The organism is Cellulomonas sp. GTC20042 (assembly GCF_055389595.1).
Genome location: NZ_AP043678.1, coordinates 1,974,365 through 1,995,122, shown reverse-complemented (window position 1 = coordinate 1,995,122; position 20,758 = coordinate 1,974,365). Strand labels below are relative to the sequence as shown.

The window sequence follows — 20,758 nt, the reverse complement described above, 5'->3', positions numbered from 1 at the left end:
GGGTCGGCCCGGTGCGATGTTCGGGTGGTGCGGGTGAACCGCGGTCCAGGGTAGGCGACGTGACGGCGTCCGGGCCAGCAGCCCGCGCCCGGGTGTCGCCCGGTCGGCGCACGTCACGCCGCGTCGGCCGGTCCGGCCCCTCCCCGTGCGGGGTGCGGGGGCCGGACCGGCCGCGGGTGGATCAGGCCTGGAAGCGCGCGATCTTCGCGAACTCCTCGGCGTCGAGCGAGGCGCCGCCCACGAGGGCACCGTCCACGTCGGCCTTGCCGATGATCTGCGCGGCGTTGCCGGACTTCACCGAGCCGCCGTAGAGCACGCGCACGGCGTCGGCGACCTCGGCCGAGTACAGCTCGGCGAGCTTGCCGCGGATGGCCTCGCAGACCTCCTGCGCGTCCTCCGGGGTGGCGACCTCGCCGGTGCCGATGGCCCACACGGGCTCGTAGGCGATCACGACGGACTTGGCCTGCTCGGCGGTGATGCCGGCCAGGGAGCCCTCGAGCTGCGCGAGCGTGTAGGACACGTGCTCGCCGGCCTTGCGGATCTCCAGGCCCTCGCCCACGCAGACGATCGGGACGATGCCCGCGCCGAAGGCGGCGACGGCCTTGGCCGCCACGACCGCGTCGGACTCGCCGTGGTACTCACGACGCTCGGAGTGGCCGACGGCCACGTAGGTCACGCCGAGCTTCGCGAGCTGCGCCGCGGAGACCTCGCCGGTGTAGGCGCCGGACGCGTGCTGCGACACGTCCTGCGCGCCGTAGCCGAGCTCCAGCTTGTCCGCGTCGACCAGGGTCTGCACGGAGCGGATGTTGGTGAACGACGGCAGGACGACGACCTCGACCTGCGAGAAGTCGTGCTTGGCGTCCTTGAGGCTCCACGCGAGCTTCTGGGCCAGGTGCACGGCCTCGTGGTGGTCGAGGTTCAGCTTCCAGTTGCCCGCGATCAGGGGGGTGCGTGCCATGTTCTCAGTCCTCCAGGACAGCGATGCCGGGGAGGGTCTTGCCCTCGAGGAGCTCGAGGGAGGCGCCGCCACCCGTCGAGATGTGGCCGAAGCCGGCCTCGTCGAAGCCGAGCAGGCGCACGGCCGCGGCGGAGTCGCCACCGCCGACGATCGAGAAGCCCTCGGTGTCGACCAGCGCCTGCGCGACGGCCTTGGTGCCCTCGGCGTAGGCCGCACGCTCGAACACGCCCATCGGGCCGTTCCAGGCGATCGTCTTCGCACCGAGGATCGCGGCGCGGAACAGCTCGCCGGACTTCGGACCGATGTCCAGGCCCATCTTGTCGGCGGGGATCGCGTCGACGGCGACGGTCTCGAAGTCGTCGGAGCCGAACTCCGGGGCGACCAGGGTGTCGACCGGCAGCACGATCTCGACGCCGGCCTCGGCGGCCTGGGCGAGGTAGCCCTTGACCGTCTCGACCTGGTCCTGCTCGAGCAGCGAGGAGCCGACCTCGTGGCCCTGGGCCTTGAGGAAGGTGAACATCATGCCGCCGCCGATGAGCAGCTTGTCGGCCTTGGTGATCAGGTTGCCGATCACGCCGAGCTTGTCGGAGACCTTGGCACCGCCGAGCACGACGACGTAGGGACGCTCCGGGTCCTCGACGGCCTTGCGCAGCGCCTCGACCTCGGTGAGGACGAGCTTGCCGGCCGCGTGCGGCAGACGCAGCGCGACGTCGTAGACCGACGCCTGCTTGCGGTGCACGACGCCGAAGCCGTCGGAGACGAACGCGTCGGCCAGCGCGGCCAGCTCGTCGGCGAGCTCGCCGCGGGCGGCCTCGTCCTTGGAGGTCTCGCGGGCGTCGAAGCGGATGTTCTCGAGGAGGGCGATCTGGCCGTCCTCCAGCGCCGCGACGGTGGCCTTGGCGGAGTCGCCGACGACGTCCTCGGCCAGCGCGACCGGCTGGCCGAGCAGCTCGCCCAGGCGGGCGGCGACGGGGGCCAGCGAGTACTTGGCGTCCGGCTCGCCCTTCGGGCGGCCCAGGTGCGCGGTGACGATCACGCGGGCGCCGGCCTCGAGCAGACCCGACAGGGTCGGCAGGGCGGCACGGATACGGCCGTCGTCGGTGATGGTCGTGCCGTCGAGCGGCACGTTGAAGTCGGAGCGGACGAGCACGCGCTTGCCGCGCAGGTCGCCGAGGTCCTCGATGGTCTTCATGCTCTCCTACCTTGCTCAGGTGGGGCCGCCGCGGTGCGGTACGGCCGGGTGCTGCCTGGTGCTGCGGGTGCCGCCGCGGCGCGGCGACCGAGGGGCCCGTCAGGCCCCGGCACAGCAGCGTCCGCGTACGCCGGAGCCGTGAGACTCCGGCGTACGCGGACGCATGTCAGTGCTGGTGCTGCGGGACGATCAGAGACGCTCGCCCACGTAGGAGGTCAGCGCGACGAGGGAGTTGGAGTAGCCCCACTCGTTGTCGTACCAGGAGACGACCTTCACCAGGTCGCCCGACACCTTGGTCAGCTTCGCGTCGAAGATGCTCTGGTGCGGGTCGGTGACGATGTCGGAGGAGACGATCTCGTCCTCGGTGTAGGACAGGATGCCCTTGAGCGGGCCCTCGGCGGCGGCCTTGACCGCAGCGTTGACCTCCTCGACGGTGACCTCGCGCGACGCGGTGAAGGTCAGGTCGGTGGCGGAGCCGGTGATCGTCGGCACGCGCATGGCGAAGCCGTCGAGCTTGCCCTTGAGCTCCGGGAGCACCAGGGCCACGGCCTTGGCGGCACCGGTCGAGGTGGGGACGATGTTCTGCGCGGCGGCGCGGGCACGACGGAGGTCGCGGTGCGGGCCGTCCTGCAGGTTCTGGTCGCCGGTGTAGGCGTGGATCGTGGTCATGAGGCCACGCTCGATGCCGATCGCGTCGTTGAGCGCCTTGGCCATGGGGGCCAGGCAGTTCGTGGTGCAGGACGCGTTGGAGATGATGTGGTGCGCGGCGGCGTCGTACTGGGTGTGGTTCACGCCCATGACGAAGGTCGCGTCCTCGTTCTTCGCCGGGGCGGAGATGATGACCTTCTTGGCGCCGGCGGCGATGTGCGCCTTGGCCTTCTCGGCGTCGGTGAAGAAGCCGGTCGACTCGATGACGATGTCCGCGCCGAGCTCGGCCCAGGGGAGGTTCGCCGGGTCGCGCTCCTCGAGGGCGCGGATGTTCTTGCCGTCGACGATGATGTTCGCGTCGTCGAAGTCCACGCTCAGCGGGAACCGGCCGAGCACCGTGTCGTACTTCAGCAGGTGAGCCAGCGTCTTGTTGTCCGTCAGGTCGTTGACGCCGACGATCTCGATGTCGGCGCCCGACGCCACGATGGCCCGGTAGAAGTTGCGCCCGATGCGGCCGAAGCCGTTGATGCCGACCTTGATGGTCACTTGCCCTCCTCGGCACGCGCCGGCACGCGCCGACGCACACTGTTGCGGTGATGGACTACGCACGACGCTGTGCGTGGGGCCGGTGACCGCAGGTCACATGTTCGTCACATGGTCTTGACCCGCTTGAGGTCTCCGGTTGGCTCCAAGCCTATACCCCGCGCGCAGTGGTCGCAGGGACCTAGGTCTGACCACGCACCCACCGCGCCCGCGCACGCGCGCACGAGGGGCGACGGCCCTAGAGATCCAGCAGGTCCGGGCTGAGACCGGCCTCGGTGTCCGGGATCCCGAGGTCCTGCGCGCGCTTGTCGGCGGTGGCGAGCAGCCGGCGGATCCGGCCCGCCACCGCGTCCTTGGTGAGCGCGGGCTGCGCCAGCCGGCCGAGCTCCTCCAGCGAGGCCTCCTTGTGCGCGAGCCGCAGCTCGCCGGCCTCGCGCAGGTGCTCGGGCACGTCGGCGCCGAGGATCTCGAAGGCGCGCTCCACCCGGGCGCCGGCGGCCACCGCGGCCCGCGCCGAGCGGCGCAGGTTGGCGTCGTCGAAGTTCGCCAGCCGGTTCGCGGTGCCGCGCACCTCGCGGCGCACCCGGCGCTCCTCCCAGACCAGCAGCGTCTCGTGCGCGCCGAGGCGGGCGAGCATCGCCGAGATGGCGTCGCCGTCCCGGATCACCACGCGGTCGACGTTGCGCACCTCGCGGGCCTTGGCGGGGATCTGCAGCCGCCGCGCGGCGCCGACCAGCGCGAGCGCCGCCTCGGGGCCGGGGCAGGTGACCTCCAGCGAGGACGACCGGCCGGGCTCGGTGAGCGAGCCGTGCGCCAGGAACGCGCCGCGCCAGGCGGCCTCCGCCTCCTGCTGGCCGGCCGCGACGATCTGCGGGGGCAGCCCGCGCACCGGGCGACCGCGGTTGTCCAGCAGGCCGGTCTGGCGGGCCAGGGACTCGCCGTCCTTGACCACGCGCACCACGTAGCGGCTGCCACGGCGCAGGCCGCCGCCCTGCACCACGATGATCTCGGACGTGTGCCCGTAGACCTCCGCGATGGCCTGGCGCAGCCGACGTGCCGCGGCGCCGGTGTCCAGCTCCGCCTCGATCACGATCCGGCCGGAGATGATGTGCAGCCCGCCCGCGAAACGCAGCGTCGCCGCCACCTCGGCCTTCCGGCACGATGTCTTGTCGATCTGGAGCCGCGCCAGCTCGTCCTTCACCTGTGCCGTCAGAGCCATGCCGTCATCCTGCCATCCCCTGACCGGTGCCCGGGGCCGCGCTGCGGTCCCCCACGTCGCCGAGGAAGTCCTCGACGACGTCGCTGATCGCCGCGGCGAGCCGCAGCGCGTCGTGCCGCGGCGAGCCGTCCCCGCGTCGCACCTGCCGGAGCAGCAGCCGCCCGCCGAGCGCCGCGGCGCGCGCCTCCAGGGCGTCCACGTCGTCCACCGACCCGGGATCGGCGATCACGGCGTCCACCCGCAGGTCGCCGGCGTGGTCGCGCAGCGCGTCCAGGTGCTCGCAGGGGCCCATGCCGGCGGTCTCCGACTCCGGCACCAGGTTGAGCGCGACGATCCGGCGGGCACGGGTGCGGCGCAGGGCGTCTGCCAGGTCCGGGACCAGCAGGTGCGGGATCACGGAGGTGTACCAGGAGCCCGGTCCGAGCACCACCCAGTCCGCCTGCTCGACCGCCTGCACCGCCTCGGGCAGCGCCGGCGGGGCCTCGGGGGTGAGCCGCAGGTGGGTGATCTGCCCGCGCGCGACCGCCACCCGGCTCTGACCGGTCACCGTGGTCGTGGAGCCGTCCGGGCGCAGCACGTCGGCCTCGATCGCGAGCGGCACCGCCGCCATGGGCAGCACCCGGCCCCGGGCCCCCAGCAGCTTGCCGACCCAGTCCAGGCCGTCGACGGTGTCCCCCAGCAGCTCCCACAGGGCGACGATCAGCAGGTTGCCGACCGCGTGGTGGTCGAGGTCGCCGGAGGACGTGAAGCGGTGCTGGAGCACGTCGCGCCACGTGCGCCCCCAGTCGGAGTCGTCGCAGAGCGCGGACAGCGCCATGCGCAGGTCGCCCGGCGGCAGCACGTCCAGCTCGTCGCGCAGCCGGCCCGAGGACCCGCCGTCGTCCGCCACCGTGACCACCGCCGTGATCCGGTCCGACACCCGGCGCAGCGCCGACAGCGTCGCCGACAGCCCGTGACCGCCGCCGAGCGCGACGAACGCGGGGCGCTCCCCCTGCGTCACGGCTACTCCTTGCCGAGGTCCCGCGCGGCGACCGTGACCCGCTGGCCGCTCGCGCGCAGGCGGGCGGCGACGGCCTCGCTGATCGCCACCGAGCGGTGCTTGCCGCCGGTGCAGCCGACCGCGATCGTCACGTAGCGCTTCTCCTCCTGGAGGTACCCGGCGAGCACCGGCTCCAGGGCCGCGACGTAGCGGTCCACGAAGGTGCGGGCGCCGGGCAGGCCGAGCACGTAGTCGCGCACCGGGGCGTCCCGCCCGGACAGGTGCCGCAGCTCGCTGATCCAGTACGGGTTCGCCAGGAAGCGCACGTCGACCACGTGGTCCGCGTCCAGCGGGATGCCGTACTTGAAGCCGAAGGAGATCACGTTGATCCGCAGCGCCTCCTCCTCGGTGACCGAGACGGCGTTCCGCACGATGCGGGCGAGCTCGTGCACGTTGGTCTCGGAGGAGTCGATCAGCACGTCGGCGCGGTCACGGATCTCGGCGAGCAGGGCGCGCTCGGCGGCGATGCCGTCCAGGATCCGGCCCTCGCCCTGCAGGGGGTGCGGGCGGCGGACCTGCTCGTACCGGCGGACCAGCACCTCGTCCGAGGCGTCGAGGTAGATGATCTTGTAGTCGACGCCGGACTCGCGCAGCTGGTCGAGCACCCCGGTCAGCGCGGCGAAGAACTCGCGCCCGCGCACGTCGACCACCGCGGCCAGCCGCAGCTCGCCGCTCGGCGGCCCGCCGTGGGTGAGCATGCCGACCAGGTGAGTGAGCATCTGCGCGGGCAGGTTGTCCACGACGTACCAGCCGAGGTCCTCCAGCACCGCCCCGGCACGCGAGCGGCCGGCGCCGGACATGCCGGTGATGATCAGCAGGTGCGGCTCGCTGACGCGGGGCGCCTGCGTGGCCCTCTCGATGGCCGGGATGCCGTGCGGGACCGTGATCGGCGAGGGGTCGCTGCTCATGCCCCCAGCATGCCAGCCGCGCCCGCATCTGCAGGTCGGGGGGCGTTCGCGTCGTCCTCGGGAGCGGTCGCCGGCTCGGGCACCGCCGGGTCCGGGACCGCCGCCTCGGGGTGCAGCGCGCGGACCACCGCGGCGGCGGTGCGGTCGCCCATGCCGGGCACGGTGGCGATCTCCTCGGCCGACGCCGCACGCAGCCGCTTGAGCGAGCCGAAGTGCTTGAGCAGCGCCGCCGAGCGCGCGGGGCCGAGGCCGGGAACGCCGTCCAGCGCCGACACCGTCATGCCCTTGCTGCGCCGCTTGCGGTGCGCGGTGATCGCGAACCGGTGGGCTTCGTCGCGCAGCCGCTGGAGCAGGTACAGCCCCTCGGATGAGCGCTCCAGGATCACCGGGTACTCGTCGCCCGGCACCCAGACCTCCTCCAGGCGCTTGGCGAGGCCGCAGAGCGCGACGTCGTCGATCCCGAGCTCGGCCAGCGCGGCGGCGGCCGCGGCGACCTGGGGCGGGCCGCCGTCGACCACGACCAGGTTGGGCGGGTACGCGAAGCGCTGCGGGCGACCGGTGGTCGGGTCGACCGGGCCGGAGCGCGCGGGTCCGGCGTCGGCGTCGGCCATCGCCTCGGCGACCTGGTCCTCCCCCAGACCGAGCTCCAGGTCGCCGGCCTGCTCGCGCTCGGCCAGGTAGCGCCGGAACCGCCGGGTGATCACCTCGTGCATCGCCTCGGTGTCGTCGCGGGCGCCCTCGCCCTCGGATCCGCGGATCGAGAACTGCCGGTACTCGCTCTTGCGCGCGAGCCCGTCCTCGAAGACCACCATCGACGCGACCTGGTAGGTGCCCTGGTTGTGCGAGACGTCGTAGCACTCGATCCGCAGCGGGGCCGACTCCAGGCCCAGCGCCTCCTGGATCTCGCGCAGCGCCTGGCTGCGGGTGGTGAGGTCGCCGGAGCGGCGGGTGCGGTGCAGGGCGAGCGCGTGCTCGGCGTTCTTGCGCACCGTCTCGGCCAGCTCGTGCTTCTCGCCGCGCTGCGGGACGCGCAGGAACACCTTGCTGCCGCGCAGGCCGGTCAGCCACGTCTGCACCTGCTCCGGCTCCGGCGGCAGCTCCGGCACCAGCACCTCGCGCGGGACGGACCCGGCGGCGGCACCGGTCGCGCCGTCGTCGGTGGCCTCGGAGCCGTAGACCTGCTGGAGCAGGTGCTCGACCAGGTCGGCGTCGGTGGCGTCCTCGACCTTCTCCACGATCCAGCCGCGCTGGCCCCGGATGCGCCCGTCCCGGACGTGGAACACCTGCACGGCGGCCTCGAGCTCGTCGCCGACCAGCGCGAAGATGTCCGCGTCCGTGCCGTCGGACAGCACCACGGCGTTCTTCTCGGTCGCCCGCTCCAGCGCCACGATGTCGTCGCGCAGCCGGGCCGCCTGCTCGAAGTCCAGCTCGGCGGCGGCCTCCTTCATCCGCGCGGTGAGCCGCTTGGTGAACCGGGCGGTGTCCCCCGCCATGAACTCCGCGAACTCCTCGGCGAGCGTGTGGTGGTCCACCTCGGAGATCCGGCCGACGCACGGCGCCGAGCACTTGTCGATGTAGCCGAGCAGGCACGGCCGGCCCTGCTGCCCCGCGCGCTTGAACACCCCCGCCGAGCAGGTACGCACCGGGAACACCCGCAGCAGCAGGTCGACGGTCTCCCGGATCGCCCAGGCGTGCGCGTAGGGGCCGAAGTACCGGGTGCCCGGCCGCTTGGCGCCGCGCATCACCTGCACCCGGGGGAACCGCTCCGCCAGGGTGACCGCGAGGTACGGGTAGGACTTGTCGTCGCGGTACTTCACGTTGAACCGCGGGTCGAACTCCTTGATCCAGGAGTACTCCAGCGCCAGCGCCTCGACCTCGGTCCCGACCACGGTCCACTGCACGGAGGCCGCCGTGGTCACCATGGTCTGCGTGCGCGGGTGCAGGCCGCCGACGTCCTGGAAGTAGCTGTTGAGGCGCTGCCGCAGGCTCTTCGCCTTGCCGACGTAGATCACCCGGCCGTGCTCGTCCCGGAACCGGTAGACGCCCGGCTGGTCCGGGATCTCCCCGGGGGCGGGGCGGTAGGTCGCGGGATCAGCCATGCGGACGAGCCTAGTTCGCCCCACCCACAGGGCCCGAACCCCCCGGGTACCCTCGGGCGATGGGACTCCTGCACACGTACACCGCGGAGGTCGTCTGGACCGGCGCCGGGGCGACCGGGACCACCGGGTACCGCGACTACACCCGCGACCACGACGTGCACGTGGAGGGCAAGCCGGTGATCGCCGGCTCCGCCGATCCCGCGTTCCGCGGCGACCCTGCCCGGCACACGCCGGAGGACCTGCTGGTGGCGGCGCTCGCGCAGTGCCACATGCTCTGGTTCCTGCACCTGGCAGCGGTGGAGGGTGTGGTGGTCGTCGGCTACGCCGATCAGGCGTCGGGGACGATGCGCGTGGCGGCGGCCGGGCACGGCGAGTTCACCGAGGTCACGCTGCATCCGCGCGTGACCGTACGTGAGCCCGAGGATGCCGCGGGTGCGCGCGACCTGGACGCGCTGCTGGCCGAGGTGCACCGGAAGGCGCACGAGCACTGCTTCATCGCCCGGTCGGTGAGCTTCCCGGTGCGCACCGAACCGGCGCCCGTGGCCGTCGAGCAGCACTGACCCGCTGCGCGGCTCCCGGCGCGTCGGACGTCGAACCCTGCACGTCAGGCGCCGCGCGGATCCGTGCGCCCTCGGACCCCGCGCTCCGAACCCCGGGGAACGGCGACGGCCCCGCCCCGTGGAGGGGTCGGGGCCGCTGCCGCGTCGATCAGGCGCTGACCTGCTCCTGCTCCTGGCCCAGCACCTCGGCGAGGAACCGCCCGGTGTGGCTCGCCGCGACGCCGGCGATGTGCTCCGGCGTGCCCTGCGCGACGACGGTGCCGCCACCGCTGCCACCCTCGGGGCCCATGTCGATCACCCAGTCGGCGTTCTTGATCACGTCGAGGTTGTGCTCGATCACCATGACGGAGTTGCCCTTGTCGACCAGCGACTGGAGCACGCCGAGCAGGCGGCGGATGTCCTCGAAGTGCAGGCCGGTGGTGGGCTCGTCCAGGACGTACACGGTGCGCCCGCTGGACCGGCGCTGCAGCTCGGAGGCGAGCTTGACGCGCTGCGCCTCGCCGCCGGACAGCGTGGTCGCCGGCTGGCCGAGCCGGACGTAGCCCAGGCCGACGTCGACCAGGGTCTTCAGGTGGCGGCTGATCGCGGGGACGGCGGCGAAGAACTCCGCGGCCTCCTCGATCGGCATGTCCAGCACGTCGGCGACCGTCTTGCCCTTGAAGTGCACCTCGAGGGTCTCCCGGTTGTACCGGGCCCCGTGGCAGACCTCGCAGGGGACGTAGACGTCCGGCAGGAAGTTCATCTCGATCTTCAGGGTGCCGTCGCCGGAGCACGCCTCGCAGCGCCCGCCCTTGACGTTGAAGGAGAACCGCCCGGCGGTGTAGCCGCGCACCTTGGCCTCGGTCGTCTCCGCGAACAGCTTGCGGATCCGGTCCCACACGCCGGTGTAGGTGGCGGGGTTGGACCGCGGGGTGCGACCGATCGGCCCCTGGTCGACGTGCACGACCTTGTCCAGGTGCTCCAGGCCGGTGACCCGCTTGTGCCGGCCGGCCACGCGGCGGGCGTGGTTCAGCTCGTTGGCCATCACCGTGTAGAGGATCGAGTTGACCAGCGTCGACTTGCCGGAGCCGGAGACCCCGGTGACGGCGGTGAGCACGCCGAGCGGGAAGGACACGTCGATGTTCTGCAGGTTGTGCTCGCGGGCGCCGACCACGGTGACCTGACGCTTCTTGTCGATCGCGCGGCGGGTCGCGGGCATGGGGATCTGCCGGCGGCCGGACAGGTAGGCACCCGTGACCGACTCCTGCGACGCGAGCAGGCCGGCGAGGTCGCCGGAGTGCACCACGTGGCCGCCGTGCTCGCCGGCGCCGGGGCCGACGTCCACGATCCAGTCGGCGGTGCGGATGGTGTCCTCGTCGTGCTCGACCACGATCAGGGTGTTGCCCAGGTCGCGCAGGCGGGTGAGGGTGTCGATCAGCCGGCGGTTGTCGCGCTGGTGCAGGCCGATCGACGGCTCGTCCAGCACGTAGAGCACGCCGACCAGGCCGGAGCCGATCTGCGTCGCCAGGCGGATGCGCTGCGCCTCGCCGCCGGAGAGGGTCGCGGCGGCGCGGGACAGCGACAGGTAGTCCAGGCCGACGTCGAGCAGGAAGCCGAGCCGGGCCTGGATCTCCTTGAGCACCTGCGCGGCGATCTGCTTCTCGCGCTCGCCGAGCTCCAGGGTGTCGAGGAAGTCACGGGCGGCGCGGATCGGCAGCGAGCACACGTCCGCGATCGACCGGCCGCCGACCAGCACGGCCAGCACCTCGGGCTTGAGGCGGGCGCCGTCGCAGGCGGGGCACGGGACCTCGCGCATGAAGGCCTCGTACTTCTCCTTGCTCCACTCGGACTCGGTCTCCTGGTGGCGCCGCTCGAGGAAGGTCAGCACGCCCTCGAAGCCGGTGGAGTACTGGCGCTCACGGCCCCAGCGGTTCTTGTACTTGACGTGCACCTTGTGGTTCTCGCCGTGCAGCACCGCGTCCTTGGCGCGCTGCGGCAGGGCGCGCCACGGCACGTCCATCGAGAAGCCGAGGTCGTCGGCGAGGGCGGTCAGCACCCGCTCGAAGTACTCCGAGGAGATCTGCGCCCACGGCGCCACCGCCCCGTCGCGCAGGGACAGGTCCTCGTCCGGCACGACCAGGTCGGGGTCGACCTCCAGCCGCATGCCGAGGCCGGTGCACTCCGGGCAGGCGCCGTAGGGCGCGTTGAACGAGAACGTCCGGGGCTCGATCTCCTCCAGCGTGAGCTGGTGGTCGTTCGGGCAGGCGCGGTGCTCGGAGAACCGCATCTCGCGCCCGAGGTCGTCGATGTCGGCGTCGACCAGCTCGATCACGACCAGACCGCCGGCCAGCGGCAGCGCGGTCTCGATCGAGTCGGTGAGCCGGCGCTGCACGCCCTCGCGGGACACGAGGCGGTCCACGACGACCTCGATGTCGTGCTTGAGCTTCTTCTCCAGCGTCGGCGGCTGGCTGAGCTGGATCACCTCGCCGTCGACCCGCGCGCGGGAGAAGCCCTTGGCCTGGAGCTCGGCGAACAGGTCGGCGTACTCGCCCTTGCGGCCGCGGACGACCGGCGCGAGCACCTGGTAGCGAGTGCCCTCGGGCAGCTCGAGCAGGCGGTCGACGATCTGCTGCGGGGTCTGCGCGATCACGCGCTCGCCGCAGACCGGGCAGTGCTGCACGCCGGCGCGGGCGAACAGCAGGCGCAGGTAGTCGTAGACCTCGGTGATCGTGCCGACCGTCGACCGGGGGTTGCGGTTGGTCGACTTCTGGTCGATCGACACCGCCGGGGACAGCCCCTCGATGAAGTCGACGTCGGGCTTGTCCATCTGCCCGAGGAACTGCCGGGCGTAGGCCGACAGGGACTCCACGTAGCGGCGCTGGCCCTCCGCGAAGATCGTGTCGAAGGCCAGCGAGGACTTGCCCGAGCCCGACAGACCCGTGAAGACGATGAGCCGGTCACGGGGCAGGTCCAGGTCGACGTTGCGGAGGTTGTGCTCGCGGGCCCCCTGGACCACCAGTCGATCGTTCACGGGCGCCATGGTACGTGCCGGGACTGACATCCGCACACCTGTTCGAATGCCGAACCCCTCGCGCGGGACCCCGTCCCGACGGGTGCACGGGCCCCTGACGTCGCATGATGGCGCCATGCCCGACCGCTCGCCCACCCCGATCGACGACTACGCCGTGCTCGGCGACGGACGCACCGCGGCCCTGGTCTCCCGCACCGGATCGGTGGACTGGCTGTGCGTGCCGCGGGTCGACTCCCCCGCCTGCTTCGCGGCCCTGCTCGGCGACCCCCGGCACGGCCGCTGGCTGCTCACGGTGCCCGACGCCGAGGTCGAGCGGCGCTACCTGGGCGAGTCCTTCGTGCTGGAGACCACCTTCCGCACGCCGACCGGAACGGCCGTGCTGCTGGACGCGATGCCGCTGGGCGACGACCGCTGCGACCTGGTCCGGCGGATCGCCGCCACCGAGGGCACCGTGACCGTCCGGCACGAGTGGGTGGTCCGGTTCGGCTACGGCGCCGTGCAGCCGTGGGTGCACCGGGTGACCGATCCCGACGGGGCCGAGGTGATCCAGGCGGTCGCCGGTCCGGACGCGCTGGTGCTGCGCGGTGACCGCCTGCCGGTGCCGGACGACCACGCGCACACCGACACCTTCAGCCTGGCCGCCGGCGAGAGCGTCGAGCTGTCGCTCACCTGGTCGCCGTCCTGGCGGCCGGTCCCCCGCCGCCCGCACCTGGAGCACCGGGTGGAGGCCACCGAGGCCCGCTGGGGCCGCTGGGCGCGTCGCTGCCGCTACCAGGGCTCCTACCGGGAGGCCGTGGTCCGCTCGCTGCTGGTGCTCCGGCTGCTCACCGACGCCGAGACCGGCGGGATCGCGGCGGCGGTCACCACCTCCCTGCCCGAGGACCTCGGCGGCGAGCGCAACTGGGACTACCGGTACTGCTGGCTGCGGGACGCGGCGATGACCCTGGAGGCGCTGCTGGAGCACGGCTACCGGGAGGAGGCGCAGGACTGGCGGCAGTGGCTGCTGCGCGCGGTGGCCGGCGACCCGGCGGACGTGCAGATCATGTACGGGCTGGACGGGCGGCGGGACCTGCCCGAGCGCACCCTCGACCACCTGCCCGGCTACGCAGGATCCCGGCCGGTGCGGGTGGGCAACGCCGCCGTCGGGCAGGTGCAGAACGACGTGCTGGGCGAGGTGATGTGCGCGCTGCACCTGGCGCGTGAGGCCGGGATCGAGGAGAGCGCGGACTCCTGGTCGCTGCAGACCCACCTGGTCGAGCACCTCTGCCGCACCTGGCGCACGCCGGACAGCGGGATCTGGGAGGTGCGCGGCGCGCCCCGGCGGTTCACCCACTCGGCGGTGATGGCCTGGGCGGCCCTCGATCGCGCGGTGCGGGCCGTCGAGCAGCACGGGCTGCCCGCCGCCGACGGGGCGGTCGACCGGTGGCGCACCGAGCGGGACGCCGTGCACGCCGAGGTGCTCGCGCACCACTGGGACGCCGGTCTGGGGTCGTTCGTGCAGCACCCGGGCGCCGGGCACACCGACGCCTCGCTGCTGCAGATGGTGCAGGTCGGCTTCCTGCCCGCGGACGACCCGCGGCTGGTCGGCACGGTGGCGGCGGTGCGCGCCGAGCTGGAGATCGCCCCCGGCCTGCTGCTGCGCTACCGCACCGAGCGCACCGACGACGGCCTGCGCGGCTCCGAGCACCCGTTCCTGGCCTGCTCGGGCTGGCTGGCGGACGCGCTGGCGCGGCAGGGCGACGTCGCGGGATCGACCGCGGTGCTGGACGTGCTGACCGGTCTGCGCACCGATCTGGGCCTGCTCGCCGAGGAGTACGACGTCGCCGCGGGCCGCATGATGGGCAACGTGCCGCAGGCGCTGTCCCACCTGACGCTGGTCCGCGCCGTCCACGCGCACGACCTCGCGCTGGCGGGCGGCACCGCGCCCGCACCGACCACCGCGACCGACCCGACCGCCGAGGAGGCGACCGCACTGTGACCGACCCGGGCACCTACACCGGCCACGTCGAGCCCGGCGGCCCCGCCGCCACCCTCGACCTGGGCAGCGCCACCCTGCGCAAGCTCTCGGTGGGGCCGATGGACAACAACGCCTACCTGCTCACCTGCGCGACCACCGGCGCGCAGCTGCTGGTCGACGCCGCCGCGGAGCCGGACCGGCTGCTCGACCTGGTCCGCGCGGGGTCGGCGGAGGGACGTCTCGACCTGGTGGTCACCACCCACCGGCACGCCGACCACCTCGGCGCGCTCGCCGCCGTGCTCGACGCCACCGACTCCCCGCACGCCGCCGGTGCCCCCGACGCGCGGGCGGTCGCCGAGCACGCCGGCACCACCGTCCCGCGCGGGCTCGGCCACGGCGACCGGCTGACGATCGGCGCGCTCACCCTGGACGTGATCACGCTGCGCGGCCACACCCCCGGCGCCGTCGCCCTCGCGCTGCGCGACGGCGCCGACCGCACCGTCCTGCTCACCGGCGACTCGCTGTTCCCCGGCGGCCCCGGGCGCACCACCACCCCCGCCGACTTCGCCTCGTTGATGACCGACCTCACCGAGCGCGTCTTCGACCCGCTGGCGGACGACACCCGCGTGCTGCCCGGCCACGGCGACGACACCACCCTCGGCGCGGAGCGGCCGCACCTGCCGTCCTGGTGGGCGCGCGGCTGGTGACCACGACCACTGCTGCGCGGGCATCGGCTCTGGGATAGTGGCCCGCAGCACCCGATCCGCCCGGAAGGACCCCCATGTCGCACGAGACCGGCACCCCCGACCCCGCCGACCGGCCCACCGAGCCGATCGGCTCCGGGGCGGAGGGCAGCGAGCCGACCGGCACCGAGCCCACGCAGGCGATCCCGGCGCCCGCGCCGTTCGTCTCCGGGTACGAGGTGCCGTCGAGCACCGCGCCGGTCACCCCACCGGCACCGCCCGCGTCGCCCTACGCCGCACCGGCCGCGCCGTACCCGGCACCGCCCGCGTCGCCCTACGCCGCACCGGCCGCGCCGTACTCCGCGCCCGGATCCGCCGCCCCGCAGCAGCCCGACGGCGCCCCCGCTCCGGCCCCCTCGCCCTACGGCAGCGCCGCCCCGCAGCAGCCCTACGGCGCCAGCCCGCAGCAGCCCGCCCCGAGCACGCCCTACGGTGCTCCCGCGCCCGGCTATGCCACGTCGGCCGCGCCCCCGGCCCCCGTCGGCGCGACCTACGGCGGCTACCCGCCCGCCCCCGGCTACCCCGGCCAGACGCCCTACGCCACCCCCTACCCGGGCCCGGCACCGGCGCGACCGACCGACGGCGTCTCGATCGCCGCGCTGGTCACCGGCCTGCTCGGGCTCGCGGTCGTGCCGCTGGTGCTCGGCATCCTCGGCATCGGCCGCACCAAGAAGAACGGCACCGGTGGCAAGGGCATGGCGATCGCCGGCGTCGCGCTCGGCGCGGCGCAGATCGTGCTGTACGCCGTGATCGGGATCATCGTCTTCCTCGGCGTCTCCGCCTACCAGGACCGGATGGCCGACCTGCGCTCCGACTGCGCCGGCGGCGACATGGCGGCCTGCGACACCCTCTACGACGAGGCGGTCGACGGCTCCGACGACCAGCACTTCGGCGACACCTGCGGCGGCACCACCAGCGGCGGCCAGTACTGCGACAGCAGCAGCCTGCCCGACCCCGGCTCGGACACCGGGTCGGGCACCGGCGACGACGTCTCGACCTACGGCGACGACCCCGAGCTGGACGCGCTCTGGGACGCCTGCGCCGCGGGCGACATGGCCGCCTGCGACGACCTCTACGTCGACTCGCCGTGGGACTCGGACTACGAGGAGTTCGGCCAGACCTGCGGCAACCGGGTCGAGACCACCTGGTCCTGCGAGACCGAGACGTTCTGATCCGGGACGCCCCGCGGCGCCACCGTCACGCCGGCCCGAGCCAGGCCTGCGCGACGGTGGCGTGCGCGGACTCCCCGTCGGAGGGGTGGAAGATCCCGGCGAGCACGTCGCGGTAGAGCCGACCGAGCTCGTTGCCGGCGAAGTACGAGCCGCCGCCGGCCACCCGGATCGCGTGGTCGACCACCACCCGTGCGCTCTCCGTCGCGCGCACCTTGAGGCCGACCATCTTGGCGAACCACAGCGCGCCGTGGTCGACCTGCTCGTCGACGTCCCGCGCCAGCGCCCACACCTGCGGCTCGATCCCGTCCTGCCCGATCGCGGCCTCCGCCACCCGCCAGCGGATGTCCGGGTCCTGCGCGTAGGGGCGGCCGTCGTGCTTCATCGACGTGCGCCGGTGCGCGGCCGCGACGGCGAGCTCCAGCGCCCGTCGGCCGATCCCGGTGTAGACAGCGGCGAGCAGGATCTCGAACACCGCGAACAGCGCGAAGACGTACGGGTCGGCGCTCGGCCCCGGCGGCAACGAGCGGAACACCCGCTCCGGCGCCGCGTACGCGCCGTCGAGCAGCGTCGTACGGCTCTGGGTGGCGCGCATGCCGAGGGTGTCCCAGTCGTCCTTCGCGGTGACGCCGCCGTCCTCGCGCCGCAGCACGGCGTGCACCAGGCGCGGGTCGTCGGGGTCGGCGTCGTCCCGGCCGAAGGTCGCCAGCCGGGTCCACACCGGGGAGAGCGTGGTGAAGATCTTGGTGCCGGTGTACCGGTAGCCGCCGTCGGGCTGGCGCTCCGCGCGGGTGCGCGAGTCGAACATCACCAGGTCGTTGCCGGCCTCGGAGTTCCCGAAGGCGAACACCTCCCCCGCGGCGGCGTCCGCCAGCACGAAGCCGAGCGAGTCGTCGCCCCGGCGGTCCAGCACGGCGGCGATCCCGGTCACCACCAGGTGCATGTTCACCGCCAGCGCGGTCGCCGGGGCCGCCGCCGCCAGCCGGGCCTGCTCGCGCGCCACCTGCTCCAGCGTCAGACCGGCACCGCCCAGGCGCTCCGGCACGAAGGCCGCGAGGTAGCCGGCCGCGCGCAGGTCGGCCAGGTCGTCGTGCGGGAAGGTGTTCTCTCGGTCGTGGCCCGGCGCGCGCTGCGCGATCCGCGCCAGCAGGTCCTCGTTCAGCAGGACGCCGCTCATCGTCACGCCCCGAACCGGTCGGGGTCCGGACCGATCCGCCCGGTGCCGTCCAGCCCGGCGATCCGCGCGTGGTCCTCCTCGGTGAGCGCGAAGCCGTGCACGTCGAGATTGGCCCGGATCCGCTCCGGGGTGACCGACTTGGGGATCGCGACGATGCCGAGATCGAGGTGCCAGCGCAGCACCACCTGCGCCGGGCTCACCCCGTGCGCGGCGGCGATCGCGCCCAGCACCGGGTCGTCCAGCACGCCCAGGTCGCGGCCGAGCGGCGACCACGCCTCGGTGACGATCCCGTGCCGGGCGTGCACCTCGCGCACCTCACGCTGCTGGTGGTACGGGTGCAGCTCCACCTGGTTGACCACCGGCACCGCGCCGGAGTCGTCGATGATCCGCTCCAGGTGCGCCGGACGGAAGTTCGAGACGCCCACGCTGCGCACCCGCCCCTCGTCGGCCAGCTCGACCAGCGTCCGCCAGGTCTCGGCGTAGAGGTCCTGCCCGGGGAACGGCCAGTGGATCAGGTACAGGTCCGGCGCCCCGAGGTCGAGCCGCGCCACCGAGGCCTCGAAGGCCGCCAGCGTCCGGTCGCGCCCCTGGTCGTCGTTCCAGAGCTTGGTCGTGACGTAGACGTCCTCGCGGGCGAGCCCGGAGGCGCGCACCGCGCGGCCCACCCCCGCCTCGTTGCCGTACAGCTTGGCGGTGTCGATCAGCCGGTAGCCCGCGTCCAGCGCGTGCCCGACCGCCGCCTCGGCGCCGTCGTCGTCCACCTGGAACACCCCGAAGCCGAGCTGCGGGATCGCGGTGCCGTCGAGCAGCGGGAGGTCCGGGATCTGCGATGTCGTCATGCGGCCACTCTGCCACCGGCGCGACGGGTCCGGCAGGATGGGAGCCATGTCGATCTTCGCCGTCCGCTACACCTACGACCAGCGCACCGATCTCCAGGACGAGGTCCGCCCCGCCCACCGCGACTACCTGCGCGGGCTCGCCGAGGCCGGGCAGGTGCTGGGCTCCGGCCCGTGGACCGAGGGCGAGGCCGGCGCGCTGCTGGTGTTCCGCGCCGCCGACCGGACCGCGCTCGACGCGCTGCTCGCCGCCGACCCGTTCGCGCTGGCCGGCGTGATCGCCGCGACCGAGGTGCGCGGGTGGAACCCGGTGATCGGCCCGTGGGCGGACGGCCTGGCGGACTGAGGCCCGCTCAGCGCGCTGACGGACCAGCGCTCAGCGCGCGGTGACCTCCGCGCGGCGCTCGTCCCGCCGGGCCGCCGCGATGCTGGTCACCGCGGTCACCCCGAGGGTCAGCACGATCACCGCGAGCGACACCCACGACGGCAGCTCTGGTGCCCAGCCGAAGGGCTCCCCGCCGTTGAGGAACGGGAGGGTGTTCTCGTGCAGCGCCTGGAGCACGAGCTTCACGCCGATGAACCCGAGCAGCACGCCCAGGCCGATGTTCAGGTAGCGCAGCCGGGTCAGCAGGCCGCCGAGCAGGAAGTACAGCTGGCGCAGGCCCATCAGCGCGAACACGTTGGCCATGAGCACCAGGTACGGCTCCTGGGTGAGCCCGAACACGGCAGGGATCGAGTCGAAGGCGAACAGCAGGTCCGTCGCACCGATCGCGACCAGCACCAGCAGCATCGGCGTGACGTGCCGGCGCCCCTCGACCTTCGTGGTCAGCGCGACCCCGTGGTAGCCGTCGGTGGTCGGCAGCCAGCGCTGCACCAGCCGGACCAGCGCCGGCGGCGAGTAGGCCTCGTCCTCGGACTCCTCGCCCATCCCTTCCCGGGCCACCTTGACCGCCGTCCACACCAGGAACGCGCCGAACAGGTAGAACACCCAGGAGAAGTGCGAGATCGCGGCCGCTCCCACGCCGATGAAGATCCCGCGGAACACCAGCGCCAGGATGATCCCGATCAGCAGCGCGGTCTGCTGGTACTGCCGCGGCACCGCGAACCTCGACATGATCAGCAGGAACACGAAGAGGTTGTCCACCGACAGCGAGTACTCGGTGAGCCAGCCCGCCACGAACTCCCCCGCGGGATCGGTGCCCCACACCAGCGCGACCATGACCGCGAAGGCCAGTGCCAGGCCGATGTAGGCACCGAGGTACCGCAGGCACTCCGCCGTCGAGGGGATGTGCGGCCGCCGGCCGACCACCGCGACGTCCACGATCAGGACGGCGGCGGCCAGGCCGAGCGACACGCACCAGACGAGCGGAGAGACGTCCATCCGAGGGTCAGTGCTCCTTGCTGGGTTCCGGGGTCGGCGCGTCGGCGGTCAGGGCCGGGGCCGAGGGGGTGTCGATGCCGTCGCGGCGGGTCTTGATCAGGCTCGCGACGGTCGCGACGGTCAGGGTACCGAGGATCACCAGCAGCGAGAGCCAGGTGGGGATCTCCGGCGCCCACTCGATGTGCTGGCCACCGTTGATGAACGGCAGCTCGTTGGTGTGCATCGCGTGCAGTACAAGCTTGACGCCGATGAAGCCGAGGATGAACGCCAGGCCCTTGTTCAGGTACACCAGGCGCTCCAGCAGGCCGCCGATCAGGAAGTACAGCTGGCGCAGGCCGAGCAGCGCGAACGCGTTGGCGGTGAACACGATGTACGGCTCCTGGGTCAGGCCGTAGATCGCCGGGATCGAGTCGAGCGCGAAGAGCACGTCGGTGGAGCCGATCGCCACCATGACCACCAGCATCGGGGTGATCAGGCGCTTGCCGTCGATCTTCGTGGTCAGGCGGTCACCGTGGTACTCCTCGGTGGTCGGCACCACGCGCTTGAGCAGGCGGACCGCCAGACCGTCCTTCTTCTCGCCCGCGTGGTCGACCTCGTCGGCCTCGTGCTTCTCCTTGGCCAGCTTGATGCCGGTGTACACCAGGAACGCGCCGAAGATGTAGAACACCCAGGACCACTGCTCGATCGCCGCGGCGCCCAGCAGGATGAACACCGTCCGCAGCACCAGCGCGATCACCACGCCGACCAGCAGCACCTTCTGCTGGTACTCCCTCGGCACCGCGAACTTCGTCATGATGATGAGGAAGACGAACAGGTTGTCCACCGAGAGCGACTTCTCGGTCACGTACCCGGCGAAGTACTCCGTGCCGTGGTCCCAGCCCCACACCATGCCCAGACCGATGCCGAACACGATCGCCAGCGCGATGTACACGGCCGACCAGGTGGCGGCCTCGCGGAACGAGGGGGCGTGCGGGGTGCGCACGTGCGCGAAGAAGTCGAACAGGACCATCCCGACGATCGCCACCGCGGTGACGATCCAGACCCACAGGTCCACAGACATAGAAATCCTCCGGTACGTACGACTGAGTACCGGAGGTCTCTCCCTACCCGCTGACGGGCCGGCGGCCCCGGGTCGACGTCGGAGGCGACCGTGATGACGGGGGCGCCGTGTCGGGATACTCCCCTCCACTGCGTGCGCCAGCATAGGTCATGAGTCCCGTGCGCACCTCCATGACGTCCGTCACGGGGTGTCGGTGCTGGTGGCGCCTGCCGCCACGCGGGTGACGGGTGCGGCGCGCGACCGGCCGCGGGCCCTACGG

At 73.0% G+C, this 20,758-nt stretch carries 17 protein-coding genes; 5 read left to right on the top strand and 12 right to left on the bottom strand.

The genetic code is table 11. The annotated features are described in order from the left end of the window. Positions 1–181: 181 nt before the first annotated feature. The 7 genes from tpiA to uvrC form a co-directional block, all read right to left on the bottom strand. Complete coding sequence (gene tpiA / locus ACZ5HG_RS09135) at positions 182–958, bottom strand: triose-phosphate isomerase (protein ID WP_464181964.1); 777 nt, start codon at positions 956–958, stop codon at positions 182–184. A gap of 4 nt (positions 959–962) precedes the next feature. Beyond that, positions 963–2,150: a phosphoglycerate kinase gene (locus tag ACZ5HG_RS09130; protein ID WP_464181962.1), complete on the bottom strand. Its 1,188-nt coding sequence runs from the start codon at positions 2,148–2,150 to the stop codon at positions 963–965. Between the two features lie 189 nt (positions 2,151–2,339). Beyond that, positions 2,340–3,344 carry a type I glyceraldehyde-3-phosphate dehydrogenase gene (gene gap / locus ACZ5HG_RS09125; protein ID WP_464181960.1) on the bottom strand — a complete coding sequence of 335 codons (1,005 nt, stop codon included), beginning with the start codon at positions 3,342–3,344 and terminating at the stop codon, positions 2,340–2,342. A 235-nt stretch (positions 3,345–3,579) separates the two neighbouring features. After that, complete coding sequence (whiA, locus tag ACZ5HG_RS09120) at positions 3,580–4,560, bottom strand: DNA-binding protein WhiA (protein ID WP_464181958.1); 981 nt, start codon at positions 4,558–4,560, stop codon at positions 3,580–3,582. Positions 4,561–4,564: 4 nt separating this feature from the next. Next, entirely contained in the window at positions 4,565–5,560 is a 996-nt protein-coding gene (locus ACZ5HG_RS09115; protein ID WP_464181956.1) for a gluconeogenesis factor YvcK family protein, read from the bottom strand. 2 nt (positions 5,561–5,562) lie between these two features. After that, the gene (rapZ, locus tag ACZ5HG_RS09110; RefSeq protein WP_464181954.1) at positions 5,563–6,507 is read right to left on the bottom strand and encodes an RNase adapter RapZ; all 945 of its coding nucleotides are present in this window, start codon (positions 6,505–6,507) and stop codon (positions 5,563–5,565) included. Further along, positions 6,504–8,606, bottom strand: coding sequence for an excinuclease ABC subunit UvrC (gene uvrC, locus ACZ5HG_RS09105; protein ID WP_464181953.1), 2,103 nt, complete (start codon positions 8,604–8,606; stop codon positions 6,504–6,506). Before uvrC ends, rapZ begins: the two co-directional genes overlap by 4 nt. Before the next feature lie 59 nt (positions 8,607–8,665). On the opposite strand from uvrC, the gene ACZ5HG_RS09100 reads away from it, so the two are divergent. Then, positions 8,666–9,166: an OsmC family protein gene (locus ACZ5HG_RS09100; protein WP_464181952.1), complete on the top strand. Its 501-nt coding sequence runs from the start codon at positions 8,666–8,668 to the stop codon at positions 9,164–9,166. A 148-nt stretch (positions 9,167–9,314) separates the two neighbouring features. On the opposite strand, the gene uvrA is transcribed toward ACZ5HG_RS09100, so the two are convergent. Continuing rightward, positions 9,315–12,176, bottom strand: a complete 2,862-nt coding sequence (gene uvrA, locus ACZ5HG_RS09095; RefSeq protein WP_464181951.1) for an excinuclease ABC subunit UvrA — start codon at positions 12,174–12,176, stop codon at positions 9,315–9,317. A 115-nt stretch (positions 12,177–12,291) separates the two neighbouring features. On the opposite strand from uvrA, the gene ACZ5HG_RS09090 reads away from it, so the two are divergent. The 3 genes from ACZ5HG_RS09090 (at position 12,292) to ACZ5HG_RS09080 (ending at position 16,048) form a co-directional block, all read left to right on the top strand. Further along, positions 12,292–14,154 (top strand): glycoside hydrolase family 15 protein, encoded by a 1,863-nt coding sequence (locus ACZ5HG_RS09090; protein WP_464181948.1) that lies wholly within the window; start codon positions 12,292–12,294, stop codon positions 14,152–14,154. Beyond that, complete coding sequence (locus ACZ5HG_RS09085) at positions 14,151–14,840, top strand: MBL fold metallo-hydrolase (RefSeq protein ID WP_464181947.1); 690 nt, start codon at positions 14,151–14,153, stop codon at positions 14,838–14,840. Before ACZ5HG_RS09090 ends, ACZ5HG_RS09085 begins: the two co-directional genes overlap by 4 nt. 74 nt (positions 14,841–14,914) lie before the next feature. Next, entirely contained in the window at positions 14,915–16,048 is a 1,134-nt protein-coding gene (locus ACZ5HG_RS09080; protein WP_464181946.1) for a DUF4190 domain-containing protein, read from the top strand. Positions 16,049–16,073: 25 nt separating this feature from the next. Here the strand turns inward: ACZ5HG_RS09080 and ACZ5HG_RS09075 are convergent, their stop codons facing one another. Both ACZ5HG_RS09075 and ACZ5HG_RS09070 read right to left on the bottom strand, forming a co-directional pair. After that, positions 16,074–17,222 carry an acyl-CoA dehydrogenase family protein gene (locus tag ACZ5HG_RS09075; RefSeq protein ID WP_464181945.1) on the bottom strand — a complete coding sequence of 383 codons (1,149 nt, stop codon included), beginning with the start codon at positions 17,220–17,222 and terminating at the stop codon, positions 16,074–16,076. Between the two features lie 2 nt (positions 17,223–17,224). Continuing rightward, positions 17,225–18,061, bottom strand: coding sequence for an aldo/keto reductase (locus ACZ5HG_RS09070; RefSeq protein WP_464181944.1), 837 nt, complete (start codon positions 18,059–18,061; stop codon positions 17,225–17,227). Positions 18,062–18,107: 46 nt separating this feature from the next. Here ACZ5HG_RS09070 and ACZ5HG_RS09065 point away from each other — a divergent pair, with 46 nt between their 5' ends. Beyond that, positions 18,108–18,404: a YciI family protein gene (locus tag ACZ5HG_RS09065; RefSeq protein WP_464181943.1), complete on the top strand. Its 297-nt coding sequence runs from the start codon at positions 18,108–18,110 to the stop codon at positions 18,402–18,404. Between the two features lie 30 nt (positions 18,405–18,434). Here ACZ5HG_RS09065 and ACZ5HG_RS09060 read toward each other — a convergent pair whose 3' ends face one another. Both ACZ5HG_RS09060 and ACZ5HG_RS09055 read right to left on the bottom strand, forming a co-directional pair. Continuing rightward, on the bottom strand, positions 18,435–19,439 hold the full coding sequence (locus ACZ5HG_RS09060) for a TerC/Alx family metal homeostasis membrane protein (protein WP_464181941.1): 1,005 nt from the start codon (positions 19,437–19,439) through the stop codon (positions 18,435–18,437). 7 nt (positions 19,440–19,446) lie between these two features. Beyond that, complete coding sequence (locus tag ACZ5HG_RS09055) at positions 19,447–20,499, bottom strand: TerC family protein (RefSeq protein ID WP_464181940.1); 1,053 nt, start codon at positions 20,497–20,499, stop codon at positions 19,447–19,449. Positions 20,500–20,758: the final 259 nt, after the last annotated feature.